Raw genomic sequence first — 20,741 nt, forward strand, 5'->3', positions numbered from 1 at the left:
TTTGTAAACTACCGGAAATGAAAACGCTTTTAACTGCGGGATTACTCTCGCTTGCAACTACATTTTTCATACCTGCCAGCACCCAGGCAAACACAGTAACCCCAGCAACCACACTAAAGCTTAGAAATTTTATGGCTGCCCCATTCAATGGCAACGTTAAGATCGAATGGATAGCAAGTGCCAACCTACTCAATGGATGGTTTGAAATCGAAAGAAGCAGCTCCCGCAATGGTAACTATGAAAAACTGGCAACAGTTCCCCTTCGCAAGAAAGAAGACACTCGTTATTGGTATAGTGATACCGATCCTTTTAGCGGCGATAATTATTACAGGATCAAACTTGTTGATGCAAACAGGAACACTACTTATACCAAGACCATTCTCGTTAAAATGGATGGCACCCACCTGGCTGTAGATAACATTTTTCCATCGGTTGCACAAAACCAGCTTAACCTGCAGATCAGCAGTGGTGAAGAATCAATGGTTAAAATAGATATCATCGACATGAGCGGAAGAAGTTTTTCATACGGCAGCCTGCAAGTAATTCCAGGCACTACAAGATATCCTCTTAACATTACTGCCCTCCATAAAGGAAGTTACATGATGCTCCTAAAGAAGGGTGATAAGATCATTAACAGGCGCTTTATAAAACAATAAGATCCTGGCCTGCCTTAAAAGAACGTTAAGGTAGTGCAGGTTGAAATGGTTGCTTATGCAATTAGTGGATCGGAGCATCTACCTTTAGTACTCTTTTTGATAACTTGTACTAAAATAGGTGGTATGCACTCGACCCTTCGCAAAATCCTGTACCTGACATGCAGTTTTTTAGTGTTATTTACAGCAACCTTATCGGCCCAAAACATGAAAACCAATTATACCAGCTGGTGGGAAAAAATTGATTCACTTGTAGAAAAGAAAGGACTATACCGTTCAGCCTTAACCGAAATTGATGCCCTTTACAAAAAGGCAAAAGCAGAAAAACAGGAAGCCCAGCAAATAAAGGCCCTCGTATATAAGATAGGATTACAACAGCAACTGGAGGAATTCAGTGATACGCTGGCCATCCATAACCTTAAAAAGGAGGTAGCAGGAAATACAGGCGCTACAAAGGCCATCCTGAATACCTTGCTGGCAGACTATTATATTGGCTACTACCAGCAACATCGCTGGGAACTTTATAATTCAAGCACCACCCGTAATTATAAAAAGGAATCAATCCGAACATGGGGGGCAGCTGACTTTCATGAAGCCATAGATAATGCTTTTACAGAAGCATTGAAAGAATCCCGATTGCTTCAATCAGCAAACATTGAAAAATACGAAGCGATAGTCAGAAAGGGAAATGCCAGAAAATTAAGGCCTACACTTTATGACCTCCTGGCATGGAAGGCCATAGAGTATTACCAGCAGGAAGAATCGGAAATTATTCGTCCCACTGAAACATTCAAACTAAGGGATACGATCCTATTTGCTCCTGCTGCTGAATTTATAAACAAGCCTTTCCATACACCTGATACCAGCAGCCATCATTATAAAGCTGTATTACTTTATCAGCAATTGCTGGCATTCCACCAGAATGATAAAAATCCTGATGCCTTTATTGATGCTGACATAAACAGGATCCACTTCATTTTTAATAATAGCACCATATCAGGTGAAAAAAGGCTTTATGCAAATGCTCTCGAAAATATTTATTCAAAGTATAAAGGTCAACCCGCGGCCGATGAAGCAGCATTCCTGCTGGCTTCTCACCTTACCAGTTCCATTCCCGCTGACCATAAAAAAGCAATAAGTCTTTGTGAAGAGGTTATTAAAGCAAAAAATAATTCAGAAGGTTATATAAACTGCCTAAACCTCCTGCAATCAATAAAGGAGCCTTCTCTCAGCTTAACAACGGAGAATGTAAATATCCCGGATCAGCCCTTCCGCACATTGGTGAGTTGGAAAAATCTGGACAAGATCTATCTCCGGTTGATTAAGGTAGATCAGGCGGGGAGAATAGCCTGGCTGTCTAAAAACTATGGCAATAATAACGACTGGTGGGCAAGTATTCTAAAACAGCAGACCATCCGTAACTGGGTGCAAACCCTTCCCGGTGAAATTGATCACAATGATCATCGTACGGAAATAAAAATTGATGCGCTGCCATTGGGTGAGTATATTCTGCTTGCCGGCAGCAAACCGGATATGCAGGCTGGCGATACTTATTTATCAGCCAACTATTTTCACATCTCCACTATCAGTTATGTGAAAAGGAATAATGAATATTTTATTCTCGACAGACACAGCGGTCATCCATTACCGAAAGCAGCAATCCAGACCTGGCAGAGCAAATATGATTACAATTCCAGAAAATATGAATTGCAAAAGGATGCCAGGTATACTGCAAATGACCAGGGATTCTTTGGGATAGGCCAGCATCCGAACAAAAGGATCAGTCTGGAGATCGATCATAAGGGAGACCACCTTTTCCTGCTGGAAGAGGGCTATTATTATAACTACTCTCCTACTGAGTTAATTGATACAGACTCCCTCGACTATGAGGCAAAGCAGAGCAGGGTTTTCTTTTTTACTGACAGGAGTATTTACCGTCCGGGACAAATTATTTACTTCAAGGGAATTGCAGTCACAAAAGATAAGAATGATCAGAAAAGCAAAATTTATTCAGGCCGAACTACGACAGTTTATTTATATAATGCCAACGGAGAAGTACAGGACTCATTATCGCTGAAAACGAACGAATATGGCTCTTATAGCGGCAAATTCACCCTTCCCGAATCCGGACTGACGGGCAGTTTCAGGCTTGAGGACAGAATTCTCAAAGGTGATGCATTCTTCCAGGTAGAAGAATATAAAAGGCCAAGATTTTATGTTGAATACATACCTCTAACCGGTTCATATCGGGTTAATGACAGTGTCACTATTTCAGGATTTGCCAAATCCTATGCGGGAAACCCCATCAATAATGCAGTCATCACATACAGGGTTACACGAATGGCCAGATTCCCTTACCCATGGGGTATTATGCGCGGACCAATCAGAAGATCAGAAACACAGGAGATCGTAAACGGAAATATTACAACCAATGACGATGGAAGTTTTACTATCCCCTTCATAGCAATTCCAGATGAGGATATTGATCCGAAAACAAATCCGGTTTTTGATTATGAAGTAAATGTTGATGTTACCGATCAGAATGGAGAGACCAGATCGGCAAATACTACTGTGCCTGTATCGTATAAAGCCATCCAGGTAAATATTACAGCACCTCAATATATCAGCACCGATAGTCTCCGGCAGATAAAGGTTACCACAACAAATACCTCCGGGCAGTTTGAATCTTCTGCTACTGTGATTAGCATAAAACCTTTACAACATCCGGGCCGTCTTATCAGGGAGCGTTATTGGGAGCAGCCCGACAGGTTCATCCTTTCAGAAACAGAATTCCTGCAGGCATTTCCACATGATGAATATCGTAATGAGTCGGACCCTAAAACCTGGAATGCATTATCACCTGTAGGGCAGCAATCTCTCAATACTAGCGAAAACGGAACCATAGGCATTGGCAATAAAAAATTAAAAGCAGGATGGTACGTTTTGGAGGCAAGTTCCATTGATAAGTACAATGACACGGTTACGAATAAGGCATATTTCCTGGTGATGGATGCAGCAGCAAAATCATTGCCTACACCTTCCTATATGATCAGTAACCTGAACAAAACAGTTGCAGAACCCGGGGAAACAATCGTTGTGAGCCTTGGCAGCGATGCAGAGAACTTAGTTGTTATTCAGCAAAAGGAAAATCTTTCATCAACAGATAGATTATTGCCATTTGCCTCAAGGTTTGAATTAATTAAACTCAACCGTGGCATCCTCAATTTTAAACATATCATAAGGCCAGAAGATCTTGGCGGGATGGGAATTACCCAATTCTATGTAAAACATAACAGGTTCTATTCTAGTGATCATATCATTGCTGTACCCCGACTGGATAAGGAACTTGAGATTAGTGTACAGACATATCGTGATAAAACATTGCCAGGCGCAGAAGAAAAATGGAAGGTAAAGATCAGCGGAAAGAAAGGAGAAAAAATAGCGTCGGAATTATTAACGAGTATGTATGATGCTTCGCTGGATCAATTTGCTCCACATCAATGGATCAGACCTTCAATATGGCCCACATACTGGAATCCCGCCAACTGGAATGGCGGCACCAATTTCACTGGTGTTGTTTCCAGCAATGATGTCCCTTCATTAAAACGAATGGAGGGTAAAGAAAAAGTCTATGACGAATTACTCAGCTTTGGCGATAATCGTGTAATCGGATACCTGAGTGGAAAAGCGGCTGGAGTGGTGGTACAGCGTGCAGCATCGGCTAGAGAAGAGAGTGCAAATATGGATATGGTAATGAGCAAATCCTCAAACTCCGCTGCACCTCAAGCTGAAACAAAACCTCAAGTTCCCGAGGTCGTTGCACAGATCAGGAAAGATTTTAAAGAAACCGCATTCTTCTTCCCCCATATGGAAGCCGATACTGATGGATCATATAGTTTCAGCTTTACAATGCCCGAAGCATTGACAACCTGGAAATGGCAACTGTTTGCACATAGCAGGGAACTTGCCACGGGTCTTATTCAAAAGAATATCATTACGCAAAAGGACCTGATGGTTCAGCCCAATTTGCCAAGATTTTTGCGTGAAGGCGACCGCATGGAAATCACTACCAAGATTGTAAATATCTCCGATAAGGAAATGACTGGCCAGGCTGAATTACAGCTGATTGATGCCAGCACCAACCAGCCCGTTGATGGATGGTTCAGAAACTTCTTTCCTAACCAGTATTTTACCGTGGCAGCAGGCAGCAGTGAATTGGTTAAATTCCCCATCGAAGTTCCTTACCTCTATGGCAAGGCATTAACCTGGAGAATCATTGCGCGGTCCGGAAATATCAGTGATGGCGAAGAGGCCTCTTTACCGGTTTTAACCAACCGCCAACTGGTTACAGAATCTGTTCCATTCTTTGTTAATGGTTCAGGAAACAAAACCTACGAATTAAAAAAATTACTTGAAAGCGCCGATAGTGAAAGCCTCAGTAATAAGTCATTGGTAGTGGAATATAGTTCAAACCCTGCCTGGTATGCTGTTCAGGCCCTCACCTACCTTACCGACTATCCATACGAATGTTCAGAGCAAACCTTCAACAGGCTCTATGGAAACCTGTTAGCAGCACATATAGTAAGGCAGATGCCCCGAATAAAATCGGTGATGGAAAAATGGCAGACAAAAGATACTGCAGCCTTACTCAGCAATCTGCATAAGAACCAGGAATTGAAGCAGGTATTGCTTGAAGAAACTCCCTGGGTGTTGGAAGCACAGTCTGAATCAGAACAGAAAAAAAGGATCGCTCAATTGTTTGACCTGGTAAAGCTGGCAACCAACCGTAATAAACTGGCAGCACAACTCCTCGAAATGCAAAGTCCAAATGGTGGATTCAGTTGGTTCAAGGGCGGACCCGATGACAGGTTTATCACCCAGTATATTGTAACAGGAATTGGTCACCTGTTAAAACTTGGTGCTGTTACTGAAGACATGGAAGAGTTGACCGGTATAGTTGATAAAGCCCTGCCCTATCTGGATGCCCGCATCAAAGAGGATTACGACAAACGCGATAAAAAAGCAAAGACCGTTACCCACCTCAATTATTATGCAATCCAGTATCATTATATGCGGAGTTTTTTCCCTAAAAATGGTATCCCTGGTCAATACATGGCAGCGGCCAACCATTACCGTAAGGAGATCCAGCAAAACTGGCAAAAAGGGAACCGCATGGCAAAAGGAATGATCGCATTAGCCCTCCATCGCACCGGCGATAAACTAAATGCCCAAAGCATCCTTAAGTCGCTGGATGAGACTTCTATAAAAAATGAAGAACTCGGCATGTATTGGAAAGATAATGCAAGCAGGTACTACTGGCAGGATGCTCCTATAGAAACGCAAGCACTGCTTATTGAAGCATTCTCAGAAATCGGAAAAAATACAAAGACAACAGGGCTATTAAAAGCCTGGCTCCTGAAGAATAAACATACCAACCACTGGCAGTCAACAAAAGCTACTGCAGATGCCTGCTATGCTCTCCTGCTGAGTGGAAATGACTGGCTGAAAGCCGAACCTAAAATAACCGTTTCACTGGGTAACATTACAACGGTTACTGCCGATGTAGCCGAGGCTGGTACCGGTTATTACAAGAAAACAATTCCGGGAACCGCTGTACATGCTGAAATGGGAAAAATCAATGTAACTGTACAGCAGGCGGGCAATATATCTTCTGATCTTCCGGTATGGGGAGCAGTGTACTGGCAGTATTTCGAAGACCTTGACAAAATTACTGCATCAGCATCTCCGCTGAAACTCAAAAAACAGGTAATGGTGGAAAGGCTCACCAATTCAGGTCCTGTTCTGGAACCGGTTTCAGAAGGAACCATCCTTAAGGTGGGCGACAAACTGAAGATCCGCATGGAAATAACTTCTGACAGAAGTATGGAATACGTTCATTTGAAAGATATGCGTGCCAGTGGATTGGAACCCATTAATGTTTTAAGCGGATACCGCTGGCAGGGGGGACTTGGATATTATGAAAGCACCCGTGATGCAAGCACTAACTTTTTCATCAGCTACCTTCCCAAGGGAACGTACGTGATGGAATACGGGTTATTTGTTTCCCACGCCGGCATTTTCAGTAATGGCATAAGTACCATCCAGTGTATGTATGCGCCAGAATTTACCAGTCACTCAGAAGGCGTTCGAATAAATGTTGAATGAAGTTTCTTAAGACTATCAACCGGCATTTTAATTTTTTTTCTGTCATAGGTCATCAGCCCGTTTACTTCCACTTCAACATCAGTTGTTTGGGTGTAAACGGCTGCTGATAATCCTTTCTTTATCAACTCAGGAAAACGATTCATGAAAAAAGTATATCGATCAAGCAGTTGCTGACTGTCTTTGAAACTCTGGTAACCCCAATTGTTTTTATCCTGCCAGCTATGATTTTCTACCGGCAAGCCGAGTCCGCCGAATTCACCCAAAACAAGTATCTGCTTAGCGCCAAAAATATCAGCTCTTGGCATAGCAGGTTCAGGATAATTATGAAGGTCAATAATATGTCCGGTCTCAATAAAATTACCCCCGCTGGCTGCATTCACCAGCCGTGATGGATCTGATTGAATCGTTTGTTCAGAAAGCTCCACCGTTTTGAATTGTCCCCATGCCTCATTAAATGGAACCCAAACAACTATAGAAGGAAAATTATGCAGACTGCTCATGATTGCCTGCCATTCTTTTCGGAAACCCTTTTCTGATTCAGGTGATCTATTCATTTCTGTTCCAAGTCCATCCACACCAGGCCTGCTCTCCCATCGCGCGCCCATATCACCACTTGGCATATCCTGCCAAACCAGCATACCAAGCTGGTCACAATGATAATACCATCTTGCCGGCTCTACCTTTACATGCTTCCGGATCATATTAAATCCCATGGCCCTGGTTTGCTCAATATCATAACGCAGAGCTGCGTCGGTGGGGGCGGTGTAGAGTCCGTCAGGCCACCAGCCCTGGTCAAGTGGGCCATACTGAAACAGAAACTTATTGTTGAACATCATGCGCTGAATTCCCTGAGCGTCTTTCACCATGGAAATCTTTCGCATGGCAAAATAACTTTTCACCTCATCTATTATTTTTCCATTGCGTATAACGGCAATGCTTAGCTGGTATAAAAAAGGATCTTCCGGCGACCATACTCTGGCATTAGGAATAGCCAATTCTACATTCGCAGCATCAGTGCCTTCCTGTTCAGCAACCAGTTTGTTTTCACCAAAGCTTTTCACCCTTATCCTGTCACCCGGCCTTGCTGATTCAACACGTGCATTTATATGTACAACTCCCTTATCAAGATCCGGGGTTTGCCTGGTTTCGGCAATATAAGTTTCCGGAACCATCTCAAGCCAAACCGTTTGCCAGATTCCAGTTACCGATGTATACCAGATACCCTCCGGCTTCTTCACCTGCTTTCCTCGCGGCTGAACCCCATCATCAGTTGGATCCCAAACACGAACACCTATCTCCTGCCTGGCTCCATTCTGAAGCAGCGCTGTAATATTAAAGCTGAAAGGATCATAACCACCTTCATGAATACCGGCAGATTTACCATTCACAAAAACTTCAGCCCGCCAGTCCACAGCACCGAAATGAAGCAGCACCCTGCCTTTCCGCTGTGACGGTGAAATGGAAACTGTTCTCTTATACCAAAGCACACTATCCTTGCCAACAGTTTTACCTACCCCTGATAAGGCTGATTCAATGGCAAATGGAACCAGAATATTTCCATCGTACGAGGAAGGCATTGCTTCTGATCCATTGACCGGAAGTACGGCATATTGCCATAGTCCATTCAGGTTCAGCCATTGGGTGCGCACCATCTGTGGTCGTGGATATTCATTCAGGGGCGCCGATATATTAATACTATCTGCCCAGGGGGTCATGATCTTTCCTTCCACCCTGGTATATTTCTCCTGCCCCTTAGCACTAAATAGTATAACTATATTGAGTATGGCAAGAACTATCCTTTTCATCTGGTTATTATTAAGTGTTATAATTGGAATTAACAATTTAAAGGATTTTTTGATAGCCCTCATTTAGATTTGCATCATGCAGGCAGATATCATTATTATAGGCCAGGGGCTATCGGGCACATGGCTGAGCTGGTGGCTGGGTGAAGCTGGCAGTAATGTAATCGTTATTGATGAAGGGCACACACAAACTGCATCACGCATAGCCTCAGGGGTTATAAACCCGGTAACAGGAAGGGTGCTCGCAAAAACCTGGATGGCTGAAACTTTAATTCCCTTTGCGCTTGAAGCTTACACCGCAATTGGAAACAGGCTTAGTATCAATTGCATTGATACAGTTGACATACTCCATGCATTTGCTACCCAACAAATGAGAGCCGCCTTCGAAAAGAAATTTCCTATTATGCCTGAACACCTTGCTATTCCATCATCCACGGAGGAATGGCATAACCGCATGCATGCCGAATTCGGGTTTGGTATAATCTATCCTGCCTTACTGATAGACCTGAATTTTTTGTTGACTAACTGGCAGCAACACCTGATAAAAGAAGGGCGATTCCAGCAGGGAAAATTCAACCATTCCGACCTCCTCTTTAAAGAAAATAAAGTTATCTATAAAGATATTGTTGCAGATAAGATCATATTCTGTGATGGTGTTGGCAGCCTCGATCTCCCCTACTTTAACCGGCTTCCATTTGCTCCCAATAAAGGTGAAGCATTGCTGGTTGAATTAGAAGGCCTTCCCTCCGACCATATTTATAAAAAAGGAATTTCACTGGTGCCATTTCCACACTTCAATCAGTTAGCTAACCCACGATACTTCTGGGCCGGATCAACCTATGAGAATATTTACGAAAGCCCTGAGCCTACAAAGGCATTCCGCGATCGTACTGAAACACAACTCCATAACTGGTTGAAGATGCCTTTCAAAGTATTGGATCACTGGGCCGCAATAAGACCCGCCTCCGTTGAACGAAGGCCCTTTGCGGGAATGCATCCTTTACATCCGCGGGTGGGCATACTCAACGGTATGGGAACCAAAGGTTGTTCTCTTGCACCATGGCTGGCAAAAGAATTTGCCAATCATATAACACAGGGCACACCCATCAACGAAGAAGCCTCCATATCAAGGTTCTCCAGGATCCTTGGCGCCTGATGCAAAAACCTGCCTGCTCTTCCCTTAATTTTACACCGAATAATAATACTGATGATAAGCAAACGCATGTATTCCATACCGGAGAAATTCCGGAAAATAGAAAATCTTCATATCGTATTCTGGCTGATAAAAGACCTTAGCTGGGCAATGCTTTGGAAACCACTCGGCATATTCATGATCTTCCCCACCCTTTTCTTCGCACTGTTGATAACCTGGCAAACCCGGAATGTAAAATCAGAACTTTACCATAACCTTGCTGTTGCTTTCTGGATCATTGCAAACTGTTACTGGATGGTAGTAGAATTTCTTGAATTGGATGACCATTACCGTTACTATTCAGCTATCCCCTTTGCCTGTGGCATGATCTTCATAATTATCTATTATCTCTTCATTCGTCCGGGAGAGAAAAACCAGAAAACCATAATACTCGAAGTGGAAGTACCAGAAAATATAGCAAAGGCTGCTAATGCCTAGTGATCACATCTCCTACATGGATGATATCCTCGCCTTCGTGAAGCAGGTTCATTCCAAATAACACCTTGTTATTTACCTGCCGGTAGCCCGACAGTGATTGCAAAGGTTCTTTCCCTTTTTCTCCGGTGGCCTGGTTAATTGTTGTGATCACACATCTTGCACAGGGCTTCACCCCCGCAAACTGGATCCCATTAATGGTAAAGGAGTGCATCTCATCTTCTTCAAAAGCCCTGCCTCCTCTAAATACTATATTGGGACGGAAACGATCCATCGGTATTTGCATTGACAATCTCTGGTTAAGGTCATCAAGGGAGGCCTGTCCTATTATGAGGGTGGGAAAACCATCACTGAAACTCGTCACTTCCCCATTGTGCGCATAACCTTTATCTACCATCCGAAGCGATGAATCGGGCATGTAAACAAGATGACACGATAAACCCAGCATTTCTGAGAACCATTTATCGGCATCCTTACTAACAAGTACTGATGAACAGGTATCATCCCATACAATCACTTCCATTTCATCATCGCTTTCTGCTTCAAGAGGAATGAGTATACTATTCCCCTTGTCATTTTTGGGATACACTTTCAATGCCGGACCGGCCATCTCTACCTGTAGCAAGGCCATGGACGGCAGTATTCGCTGGGTTAGAAAAACACCGTTGTCATCAACAAGCATCCAGCGACGATCATATTCCAATCCGCGGTCAGTAACAGCTGCCTGCTTAACGGAAATGCCTCCCAGCGATTTAATGGGATAGATATATAGTTGGCTTATCTGTAGCATGCTGCAATTTATTGAATATTACAGCAACAGTTTTGTTTGCGTTCTGTACTTTTAAAGAAGAATATTTAATATGAAAGCAAATATCCGGATCGAATATTGTCCTAAATGCCATTGGATGCTCCGCGCTGCCTATATGGCCCAGGAATTATTGACCACTTTTGAAGAGGATATCAAATCTGTTACGCTTGAACCAAGTGAAGTAAATGGAAAATTCACTATCAGCGTAAACGACAACCAGGTATTCGACAGAAAGAGTTATGGAGGATTTGCAGAGATCAAAGAGATCAAACAACTTGTACGCGATATAGTAAATCCTGAAAAAACACTTGGACATTCAGATAGAAAACCTCAATAGGAATTATAAATACAGGCATGATGCAACCAGTTGTACTTTGTGGTGGCCAAAGTTCGAGAATGGGAAGCGATAAAGGTCTTCTCTTATTGGAAGCAGATACCTGGGTCCAGACAAGCGTAGAATGCCTATCAGTACTGGAAACACCTTCTTTGATTTCGGTTAATGAAACCCAATTTAATACCTACCGCAACATTTTCCGGGAAGAACTGCTGGTAGTTGACAATGATAGTTTACAATTGAAAGGTCCTCTCAAAGGGGTTTTGAGCATTCACATTTCACGGCCCTCTGAAGACCTCCTGGTTCTTGCCTGTGACATGCCCCTGATGACAAGAAACACCATCATACTACTGATCAATTCCTACAAAGAAAACCCGGGGTATGATGCTTATGTTTTCACCAACAATGAATTGCCCGAACCACTCTGTGCTATTTATACTGCGAAAGGATTATCTGCAATTCATGAAGAATTTCTCCAGGGAAAACTTTTAAAACATAGTATGAAATATATGATCGAGCAACTCAGGTCATTCTTCATTCCCATCCCAAAAGAGCAGTTGAATGATTTCCGGAATTTCAATGCGCATTCAGAACTAAATGGTCTCTAACCTTTTCGCTGATACTTGTTTTTTAAAATTAGATTTTGGCTCCTCACAAAGAGAGCAGCAATAATTATCAGGAAGATTTTTATAGGATGTTCCGGCACTCACACCGGCACCCTCATCTCCAGATTGCTCATTGTAAATAGTAAAGCAGGCAGGGCATTCCCATACACCTGTCATCTCCATTTCCGGTATGGCTGTTTTGTTCCTTATTACGGGCTTTACCTGCTGCTCAACAACCGGCATATTATAATACGAGAGAATTGCGCGTCTTAACTGTTCCTGCAATAACCATTTCGGATTATTCCTGCTGAAAACAAAAGCTGTTCTTTTATTGGGATTGAATTCTTCAGCACACAAAATATCATAGGTATTGAAAAATCCTTTATCGCCAATGCTGAACAGGCTCCTGCGACGTATCAGAATGCTGCTGAAAACTTCCGACTTCTTCCTTGTCTTGATCCCAATACAGATTCCGAATGTTCTGGTATCTGTATCATTCAGGTATTTTACCAGGTAATGCTTAAGCGATAGTCCCTCCACACAATGATCTTCCACCTGGAAATTCAGTTCATTGGCCGCATGCCTCACATTAACATGGAACCGCGCCAATACTGTATTCCACAAAGTGCGGTGGTTTGGCTCAATTGATTTGACGATAATGGATTTCCATGGTGTGGAACAAAGTTGTCCAATCTTGGTATCCAGGCAAACCTTACATAATGATTTTAGAAAATCAACCGGATACATCTCATCTCTTCTGTAAATCCCCAGCCAGTATTTGTTATTATTATATCGATTCAATCCCTCATAATAGGGCAGATTGAATGGTGGTAATACTGCAGCTCCGGGCGTTTCTTTTGAAAGTACTGAACCGGAAAGGATTGTATCGAAAAGCGCCTTGATATCCGCCTCCTTCATACCACTGATGTTTCCGGAAAATTCCTTCATTGTAGTCTCAAGCTTCCGGCTCATCATGGCAATATCATTGCTATACACCAATGTATTGCATTCATAAATAGAATTCGTTTTCGGCAATCTTATAAAACAATGCCAATAGTGTGGAATCTGGATACTGGCTACCCAATTGATATTTCCAGTAAGCAAGGGTGTAAAACTCTGGTTGCTGTCGGAAATATTTATTTTAACCGTGGGCCGATATTCAAAGGAGTCAAAAATATCTTTATAAACACCTTCACTCAGCCATGTCTGGTTGATAAATATTTCCTCAGCCGGATAGGAACTTACTATGTTGGGAAACCGGTCAACATTTGTTTCATGTTGTATGCCCAGTTCATTAAGGGCCTCCGATAACCTTAGGGCTGAAACAACAGAAAGTTCAATCAGCATCTGCTGTCTAAGCCCGAATTTCACTTCTGTAACCCCACACCTTCCTGCTGCCACCAATATATTAAACAAGTCGCCGGGAGAAATAATTCCGCCCCTGAAATTGATCTTAAGAATAACACTGCTGCCCATAACATTTTTTTAATCGTCAGTTTACCAATCCAAACTCGCGCATAGCCAATGGAAAATTCCGGTTCTCATGACCCGGTCTGCATAGCTTTAGCAATGCAAAACGTCTTAACCTTGGCAAAACTTTCCACTGTTCTGCTGTGATGGTCCATCCATAGATATCCGCCTGGCTTTTCAATTCATCAGGTACTTCCCTAATATCATCCCACAGAGGCTGTAGGGGCACAGGTATATACTTAACCGGCTCATCCGTATGCGCACTAACCAGCCTTTCTGCATATTTTTTATACTCCAATTTTTCATAGGTACTATTGCAGCACATCATAGCAAGTTCCTGCCTTTCAGCAACAGAACATTTACTCCAGGCAGCTAGCGAAAATTTAACACCCGTCAGGTCAAGTTTAAATCGAACTATCATGGGAATACAACGAATATTATTCTCCACGAAATCAGCCTCAAACAGAAAATATTCTATTGAATGCATGGTATTTTATTTAACGATTTCTCCAATATTTTTTTTACTTCCGGGCGACAACTTCCGCATCCCATCCCCGCACCGGATAGCTGGCATAGCTGCACCAGGTCATTACATCCCTCGTTAATTTTACTGAAGATATTTCCCTCACCCACATTGCTGCAACTGCATACCAGTTTGCCTATCACGGGCTCTGCAGCTTTTCCCGATCGCAATAACTGCAATCGCTTTTCACTGAGCTCTAGTTTTTGCTGTATCAGATCCCGGAATTCAAGGAACTCAGATTTATCTCCAATAAGTATTGCGCCCACCAGCCGGTCATTATGAATAATGCATTTTTTGTAATAACGCTTTGCCTTATCAATGAAAACAACCTCTTCATATGATGGATCGTCCGGGCATTCTGCCATTCCAAGTGAACAGATATCGGTTCCATGCATCTTTAGGATATTCATCAGCAATGAGCCTTCGTAGTACCTTGAGATATCTCCGGAAAGAAAGGAAGCAACTATACCTGCCTGTTGTTCCGCAGCTGCTGTTATGCCATATAAAAATCCCTTGAACTCAGCGATCTCTCCTATTGCAAACACAGAGGGGTCACTGGTCTGTAAGTATTCATTCACCACTACTCCCCGCTGGCAGTCAATCCCGGCTTTCTTGGCTATCTCAATATTCGGAACGGTGCCAACTGCTATCACAATAGCCTCGCACTCCAGTAACAATCCGCTCTTTAACCGGATCCCTTCTACAGTGGTTGTTCCAAGCACCCTGTCTATCTCATCATTATAATATATATCGATGCCTTTACTGTTTAGTTCTTCATGCAATAGCTGACTTCCCAATGGATCAAGCTGCCTGTCCATCAACCGCGAGATGCGTTGAACGATAACTACCGATACACCGGTTTCTCTCAGCGATGCCGCGAGCTCTATACCAAGCAGTCCACCTCCTATGATAACCACCTTTGCTTTTGTTGCATCAATATGTTTCCTGAAATTATCTGCATCATTCCGATTTCGCATACTAAAAATGCCTTGCATTTCCGGAAGGTCGCGCAGCATGGCAGCCCTGCTTCCGGTAGCCAGTAGCAACACATCATACTGATGCGTTTTCCCGTTACTGTCGGTTACAGTTTTCAGCTTCCTGTCAATATCCTCAATACTCACTCCCCTGTGCATGTTGATTCCATATTCCATCTCTTCTTCATCAGTCATCTTAACAAGATTGCTCCATGGCTGGCTGCCACTGATATAATCCGGTAACAATACCCTGTTGTAAAATGGAAACGCTTCTTTACTGAATACCTGGATATCATCCGTTGTATTTACCTGTCTGTATGCTTTGACAAAACCACAGGCTCCTGCCCCTGCACCTACAACTATTATCTTTCGATGATCCGGAATATGCTTGCGCACTTCCACAGCACTGAACTTAAAATCAGGCTCCTTGCTTTTAGGATCAACCAGGTTATTGGTGAGATTATTTGCCCGGTTCAGGTCATTGCCTAAAACCTTACCCCAATGCATCGGAAGAAATACCACGCCTCTCTTAATATCTGTTGTAAGTCTGGCCTTCACCCGAACCTGTCCTCTCTCATTGTAGATATCCACCACATCATTTTCCTCAATACCGCGTTCAGCAGCATCATCGGGATGAATCTCAAGAAATGAAACACCCGCATGCTGTTTTAATCGGTTAACCTTTCCTGTTTTACTCATGGTATGCCATTGGTCTCGAATCCTTCCGGTGGTGAGCACCAGCGGATGATCTGAACTTGGCTTCTCACTCCGGTTATCATCCCCTACTGCATGTATTACCGCAAGACCTGATGGCGTGTGAAATTTTCTATCCGTGAAAAGCCTCGCGGTACCATAGCCGTTAGTGGCCTTATTCCATGGCCATTGTACTGATCTTTTATCACGCAGCGTACCATAATCAAGTTCACTTATATCTATACTTGTACCCGCAGTTAGTGCAGCATGCTCCTTGAATATTTCAGCACTTGATGTGTAATCAAACCCGGTGAAACCCATCTTCCTGGCAAAGCCACTAATGATCTCTGCATCCGGCATTGCTTCACCCGGCGCATCCATAACTTTCTCCAACAGACTTATCCTGCGCTCTGCATTGGTCATGGTACCTGTTTTTTCTGCCCAACCAGCAGCAGGCAATACTACATCAGCATATTCCAGCGTCTCGGGCCGGTTACTGATCTCCTGCACCACCACAAACCGGGCATTCTTCAGGGCAGCCTCCACCTTCCTGGCATCTGGTAAACTCACCAATGGATTAGTACACATGATCCATATGGCTTTTAGCCTGCCATCTGCCAAAGCATCAAACATTTCTGTAGCCGTTAATCCAGGTGTTGGTGAGATCTTCCCCCCTCCCCAGAACTTTTCTACTTCCTCACGATGAAGACTATTCAAAAGATCACGATGCGCAGGTAACATATTGCTTAGCCCCCCCACTTCCCGACCACCCATGGCATTGGGCTGACCGGTAAGGGATAGTGGTCCCGCACCGGGTTTTCCGATCTGCCCGGTGATAAGGTTTAGATTGATCAGCGATAGATTCTTCTGCACACCAACAACACTCTGGTTCAATCCCATTGTCCACATGGTGATGAATGCTTTTGCATTCCCGATCATGGATGCCGCAAGCCTGATATCCTCCTCACTAATACCACAGATTTCTGCCGCTTCCTCTATACTGCGCACAAATACTGATTCGCAGTAGGCCCTGAAACCTTCTGTATGCGCTTCAATAAATGATTCATCAATATGGCCCTCCTCTATAAGGCATCTTCCAATGGCATGATGCAATGTTATATCGGTGCCTGGATTTACCTGCAGGTGAATATCGGCAAGCGCACATGTTTGTGTTACGCGTGGATCACTCACAATGATCTTCAGATCGGGATTGGCTTCCCTGGCCGCCTCCACCCTGCGCCATAAAATGGGATGGCACCAGGCTGGATTGGCCCCTGCAATAAAGATGCAGTCTGATAATCCGATATCATCATAAGATAACGGAACACTATCTTCTCCCAGGCTCATCTTATAACCCACAACTGCTGAACTCATGCAGAGCCTCGAATTGGTGTCAATATTATTAGAACCGATAAAACCCTTGATGAGCTTATTGACTACATAATACTCTTCAGTAAGACATTGTCCCGATGCATAGAAGGCAACGGAATCGGGACCAAATTTCCTGATCAATGTGCTGAATACTGCCGCCGTCCTTTCTAATGCCGCATCCCATGAAACCCTTTGCCTTGGCTGGTTTCGCGACGAGCGCATTTCGGGGTAAAGCAAACGGTCGCTCCTGTCATTGAGGGTATGGTGAAGATTCATTCCCTTCGAACAAAGCATACCCTTGTTCACCGGGTGCGATGGATCGCCCTCAACAGTAACAGTTCCTGTTTTATCCTTATGCACAAGTATGCCACAGCCCACACCACAATAACAACAGGTAGATTTAAACGTATTCACCATGATAATTTTTTAAGCCCGGATAGCTTCCGGTAATTCCTCTGCTACAACAGCCGTTGCTTCTTTTTTGATTAGCTTAAATCCGAGTACGATAACCCCAATGGCAAAAACACCTGAACCGAGATATAGAAATGCTTCACCATATGGATAGGCTTTAAAGAGAAATCCAATCAGCATGGCTCCTATATTACCACCTGCTCCCACGATGCCCGCCACGCTTCCAATTGCTTTCGGATTCACGAAAGGCACGATGCTGTAAGTGGCACCATTGGCCATTTTCAGGCAAAGACCGAAAAAGAACATGAGGATGATCGCCATGCTTAATGCACCTGCCATAGAGAATAATATGATGCCCAATCCCTCCAGTAATAAAAGGATAATAAGCAGGTTCACCTTCCCGCCAAAGCCAAATCGCTTTCCTACTTTATCAGAAAGAATCCCTCCCAATGCGCGTGCGAAAATGTTCAGCCAACCGAATATGCTTGCCAGCAATCCCGCCATTATAAGGGATGCTTTATAGTCATCATGGAAAAAGGATGCTGCATAGTTATCTACTGTTATCTCCACCCCAAAACAGGCTGCATAAGCTATTGTAAGGATCCAGGTTCGGTAATCCTTTGCCGCAAGTAGCATGGTATTTTCCTTTTTCACGTTTGTATCTCGTGGTAGGTCCTCGATATTTCCTGCGGGAGTATCAGCAGTATAACGATAATATAGAAACGCCATCACAAGTAATAACACTCCGGGTACAACCATGGCAAGTCGCCAGCTGTCTTCCTGGCTTACCCATCCCATGGCCACCATTCCTGCTGCCACCAGCGGCATCATGATCTGCGTGGCACCTCCACCTGTATTGCCCCATCCTCCCGCAACAGCATTGGCGGTGCCCTTGATATTTGGTGCAAACATCACCGATGTATGGTATTGGGTGAGCACAAAGGATGCTCCTATCACACCAATGGCCAGCCGAAAAATAAGGAAGCTGATATAACTATTGCTTAACCCGATAAGCATCACCGGAATTGAACAGAGTAACAATAACAGCGTATATGTTTTCCGCGGTCCCCATGAATCGCAGAGCCTCCCAATCACAAGTCTCGCTACAATGGTTGCTGATACTGCTGCTATCCCAATATTTCCTTTCTCCGCCTTGGTGAGATTCAATTGATCACTTATCAATGGCATCAGGGGCGCAATTCCAAACCATGCAAAGAAGCATACAAAAAATGTAAGCCAGGTAATATGAAAGGTCCGCATCTGAACGCCCTTCAGGCTGAATATTTTCAGCGTTTCCAGTGGTTGGTTGTTTGTCGACATGTTGTAGTTGTTTTGGTTAATGTTTACTTAGAGCAGCAATTCATTTGAAAATGTGTTCGGGTTTAATATGGAGCGTCAGATAACTCCAGCTTGCAGTATTCCTGGCATTGGCAGGATCAATCCCTTTGGCATAGGCCATGCTTTTACCAGCAGCCATCAGGGCCAGTCCCCATTCAACAGAAGCATATTTGTTTACTGAATAGGTTGTCACAAAATCTATCTCTGAGCCAAGGTATTTCCGAAGCGACGCACCCTGCTTATCAAACTGCCTTCCTAACAGTGCAAACCAATGGTAATCGAGGCTGGCACTGAATCTCTTTCCTGCACCCGCATACTTTGATTTGAGGTAAATATTATTCAGTCCCCCGGCAGGTGAACCCGTACCGGCATAGAAATAATCCATCTGTCCCCAGAACTTATGGGGTGTTCCATACAGCGGATCAAAGCGATGTGATCTGCCCTCGTTGTTAAGCGCATCATTCCCTGAAAGCATATCCCATCCTGCCGTATAGCTAAACTGTTTCCTGCTATAGTTCAATGATGCAGTGGTCATAAAGGCAGACAAACTCAAACCATCCCTGTCTTTACCACCCTGGTACCATGCGCCTGCATTTAGATGTAAGCCCTTCTTTGCATTAAGGGGATAGTTCACCTGCACACCCGTGGTAATGCGCGAATGCACACCGCCGGCATTGAACTTTCTTCCATAGATGTATCCCGTATCTGTTCCTGAAATATTGCGGACTGAATCATTTTTATATCGTCCGAAGTGATCTGCAAATACCAGTGCGGAAATTTTTGCTTCACGGATCTTCTTCGAACCATATATAAACTGCATACTCTTATACGCCTGGTTCAATCCATTGGTGGAAGGCATATTGGTGAGGGCTGGATTTCCATTTTTTGCACTCAGTCCCGCACTGTTGGTCAGCGGTATCATGCCTGCAGGAGTGGCAGCAACATTTCCCCTGCTGTCTTTTACATAGGCACTCACATTGGCAGGTGTATAGGCCGTGCCGTTATAGGCAAAAGCATCCGTGTGCTGGTTGAATGCAAGCCCCAGATCCGCCTGCCATCCTCCATCCATCAGCTTGAATACAAGTGCATCATGCCTGCGGCCCTGCTGCAACCAGTCAAGATTTCCCAACAATCGCTGGTCATCATAAACAAGTTCCTGCCTGCCCACGCGTATACTAAACATATCCACCGCTGAACTGCCCGAACTGTCTTTTGCCTCTGCCAGTATCAACTCCGCCCATACCTCATGTGTACCAAGCCGGTTACCATCTGCATTACTTATGGTTCCCGCATCCTGTCCCCATAACCTCACATCCTGCAACGCATAACGCAACACCAATTTCGGACTGGTATAATTGATGGCAAGTCTGCTTCTCTGCGACATGAATGCGGCGGGTGTACTTCCTTTAAGGGGCAGTGTTCCAAAACCATTACGTACTTCAAAACGAGGCCTGATCTGCGCTGTAAGCGATAACTGTGCTTCGAGCTGAAGGCCTGTCAGCAACAATAGCAGCAAAAATATTATTCGGTTGTTATAGGTATTCATTGATAATTTTTTAGTGATTAAATTCCAATGAATACTTTATCTCCTTCAACTTTTACCCCATAGGTTTCAATGGAGCACTCATCACCATTTAAGCATTCACCTGTTTCCAGTGAGAATGTTTTTTTATGAAAGGGACAGGCAACTTTAGGGATCTCACCCTGTGTTCCGATCATGCCCCTGCTTAATGCCATCTGCCGGCGGTGGGGACATTGATTTTGCGTGGCATACCAGGCGTCCATCCGTGTGAAATGAAATAAAGCGATCTGTTGCTCATTCACCTTTACGCATACCCCTCCGTTCTCAGGAACATCATGGGTATAACAGGCAAAGGTCCAGCTACTGAAATTCTCTTGGTACATAGTGATTGTATTAAAGGTTAAAAAATGATGGGGCTCTCGCCCCATCTGAGGCGGACAAACAA

14 protein-coding genes are annotated in these 20,741 nt (G+C 43.9%); 6 read left to right on the forward strand and 8 right to left on the reverse strand.

The annotated features are described in order from the left end of the window. The first annotated feature begins 17 nt into the window (after positions 1 to 17). Both V6M43_RS03055 and V6M43_RS03060 read left to right on the forward strand, forming a co-directional pair. Positions 18 to 656, forward strand: a complete 639-nt coding sequence (locus V6M43_RS03055; protein ID WP_332732564.1) for a T9SS type A sorting domain-containing protein — start codon at positions 18 to 20, stop codon at positions 654 to 656. A gap of 204 nt (positions 657 to 860) precedes the next feature. Further along, on the forward strand, positions 861 to 6,818 hold the full coding sequence (locus V6M43_RS03060) for an alpha-2-macroglobulin family protein (RefSeq protein ID WP_332732565.1): 5,958 nt from the start codon (positions 861 to 863) through the stop codon (positions 6,816 to 6,818). On the opposite strand, the gene V6M43_RS03065 is transcribed toward V6M43_RS03060, so the two are convergent. Further along, positions 6,785 to 8,623 (reverse strand): glycoside hydrolase family 2 protein, encoded by a 1,839-nt coding sequence (locus V6M43_RS03065; protein ID WP_332732566.1) that lies wholly within the window; start codon positions 8,621 to 8,623, stop codon positions 6,785 to 6,787. The genes V6M43_RS03060 and V6M43_RS03065 overlap by 34 nt on opposite strands. A 76-nt stretch (positions 8,624 to 8,699) precedes the next feature. Between V6M43_RS03065 and V6M43_RS03070 the strand changes: the two genes are divergently transcribed. Both V6M43_RS03070 and V6M43_RS03075 read left to right on the forward strand, forming a co-directional pair. After that, complete coding sequence (locus tag V6M43_RS03070; RefSeq protein ID WP_332732567.1) at positions 8,700 to 9,776, forward strand: NAD(P)/FAD-dependent oxidoreductase; 1,077 nt, start codon at positions 8,700 to 8,702, stop codon at positions 9,774 to 9,776. Between the two features lie 51 nt (positions 9,777 to 9,827). Beyond that, positions 9,828 to 10,250: a hypothetical protein gene (locus V6M43_RS03075; RefSeq protein WP_332732568.1), complete on the forward strand. Its 423-nt coding sequence runs from the start codon at positions 9,828 to 9,830 to the stop codon at positions 10,248 to 10,250. On the opposite strand, the gene V6M43_RS03080 is transcribed toward V6M43_RS03075, so the two are convergent. Further along, positions 10,240 to 11,037, reverse strand: coding sequence for an MOSC domain-containing protein (locus V6M43_RS03080; protein WP_332732569.1), 798 nt, complete (start codon positions 11,035 to 11,037; stop codon positions 10,240 to 10,242). The two genes, V6M43_RS03075 and V6M43_RS03080, sit on opposite strands and share 11 nt — an antisense overlap. Positions 11,038 to 11,107: 70 nt before the next feature. On the opposite strand from V6M43_RS03080, the gene V6M43_RS03085 reads away from it, so the two are divergent. Both V6M43_RS03085 and V6M43_RS03090 read left to right on the forward strand, forming a co-directional pair. Continuing rightward, complete coding sequence (locus V6M43_RS03085) at positions 11,108 to 11,392, forward strand: SelT/SelW/SelH family protein (protein WP_332732570.1); 285 nt, start codon at positions 11,108 to 11,110, stop codon at positions 11,390 to 11,392. Between the two features lie 17 nt (positions 11,393 to 11,409). Further along, complete coding sequence (locus V6M43_RS03090) at positions 11,410 to 11,997, forward strand: molybdenum cofactor guanylyltransferase (protein ID WP_332732571.1); 588 nt, start codon at positions 11,410 to 11,412, stop codon at positions 11,995 to 11,997. Here V6M43_RS03090 and V6M43_RS03095 read toward each other — a convergent pair. The 6 genes from V6M43_RS03095 to nirD are packed head-to-tail and all read right to left on the reverse strand — an operon-like array spanning position 11,983 to position 20,679. Further along, positions 11,983 to 13,470 carry a rubredoxin gene (locus V6M43_RS03095; RefSeq protein ID WP_332732572.1) on the reverse strand — a complete coding sequence of 496 codons (1,488 nt, stop codon included), beginning with the start codon at positions 13,468 to 13,470 and terminating at the stop codon, positions 11,983 to 11,985. The genes V6M43_RS03090 and V6M43_RS03095 overlap by 15 nt on opposite strands. A gap of 16 nt (positions 13,471 to 13,486) precedes the next feature. After that, positions 13,487 to 13,951 carry a nitrate reductase associated protein gene (locus V6M43_RS03100; protein WP_332732573.1) on the reverse strand — a complete coding sequence of 155 codons (465 nt, stop codon included), beginning with the start codon at positions 13,949 to 13,951 and terminating at the stop codon, positions 13,487 to 13,489. Continuing rightward, positions 13,939 to 17,442: a molybdopterin-dependent oxidoreductase gene (locus V6M43_RS03105; protein WP_332732574.1), complete on the reverse strand. Its 3,504-nt coding sequence runs from the start codon at positions 17,440 to 17,442 to the stop codon at positions 13,939 to 13,941. The genes V6M43_RS03100 and V6M43_RS03105 overlap by 13 nt, the downstream gene beginning before the upstream one ends. 9 nt (positions 17,443 to 17,451) lie before the next feature. Beyond that, entirely contained in the window at positions 17,452 to 18,756 is a 1,305-nt protein-coding gene (locus V6M43_RS03110; protein WP_332732575.1) for a NarK family nitrate/nitrite MFS transporter, read from the reverse strand. 40 nt (positions 18,757 to 18,796) lie between these two features. Then, positions 18,797 to 20,320 (reverse strand): alginate export family protein, encoded by a 1,524-nt coding sequence (locus V6M43_RS03115; protein ID WP_332732576.1) that lies wholly within the window; start codon positions 20,318 to 20,320, stop codon positions 18,797 to 18,799. A 17-nt stretch (positions 20,321 to 20,337) separates the two neighbouring features. Beyond that, the gene (gene nirD / locus V6M43_RS03120; protein WP_332732577.1) at positions 20,338 to 20,679 is read right to left on the reverse strand and encodes a nitrite reductase small subunit NirD; all 342 of its coding nucleotides are present in this window, start codon (positions 20,677 to 20,679) and stop codon (positions 20,338 to 20,340) included. Positions 20,680 to 20,741: the final 62 nt, after the last annotated feature.

The sequence above is a fragment of the Flavihumibacter sp. genome, from assembly GCF_036676075.1.
Lineage (GTDB): Bacteria > Bacteroidota > Bacteroidia > Chitinophagales > Chitinophagaceae > Flavihumibacter.

Coding starts and splice junctions, on each gene's coding strand:
- V6M43_RS03055 (WP_332732564.1), top strand. CDS start 18: ATGAAAACGCTTTTAACTGCGGGATTACTCTCGCTTGCAACTACATTT.
- V6M43_RS03060 (WP_332732565.1), top strand. CDS start 861: ATGAAAACCAATTATACCAGCTGGTGGGAAAAAATTGATTCACTTGTA.
- V6M43_RS03065 (WP_332732566.1), bottom strand. CDS start 8,623: ATGAAAAGGATAGTTCTTGCCATACTCAATATAGTTATACTATTTAGT.
- V6M43_RS03070 (WP_332732567.1), top strand. CDS start 8,700: ATGCAGGCAGATATCATTATTATAGGCCAGGGGCTATCGGGCACATGG.
- V6M43_RS03075 (WP_332732568.1), top strand. CDS start 9,828: ATGATAAGCAAACGCATGTATTCCATACCGGAGAAATTCCGGAAAATA.
- V6M43_RS03080 (WP_332732569.1), bottom strand. CDS start 11,037: ATGCTACAGATAAGCCAACTATATATCTATCCCATTAAATCGCTGGGA.
- V6M43_RS03085 (WP_332732570.1), top strand. CDS start 11,108: ATGAAAGCAAATATCCGGATCGAATATTGTCCTAAATGCCATTGGATG.
- V6M43_RS03090 (WP_332732571.1), top strand. CDS start 11,410: ATGATGCAACCAGTTGTACTTTGTGGTGGCCAAAGTTCGAGAATGGGA.
- V6M43_RS03095 (WP_332732572.1), bottom strand. CDS start 13,470: ATGGGCAGCAGTGTTATTCTTAAGATCAATTTCAGGGGCGGAATTATT.
- V6M43_RS03100 (WP_332732573.1), bottom strand. CDS start 13,951: ATGCATTCAATAGAATATTTTCTGTTTGAGGCTGATTTCGTGGAGAAT.
- V6M43_RS03105 (WP_332732574.1), bottom strand. CDS start 17,442: ATGGTGAATACGTTTAAATCTACCTGTTGTTATTGTGGTGTGGGCTGT.
- V6M43_RS03110 (WP_332732575.1), bottom strand. CDS start 18,756: ATGTCGACAAACAACCAACCACTGGAAACGCTGAAAATATTCAGCCTG.
- V6M43_RS03115 (WP_332732576.1), bottom strand. CDS start 20,320: ATGAATACCTATAACAACCGAATAATATTTTTGCTGCTATTGTTGCTG.
- nirD (WP_332732577.1), bottom strand. CDS start 20,679: ATGTACCAAGAGAATTTCAGTAGCTGGACCTTTGCCTGTTATACCCAT.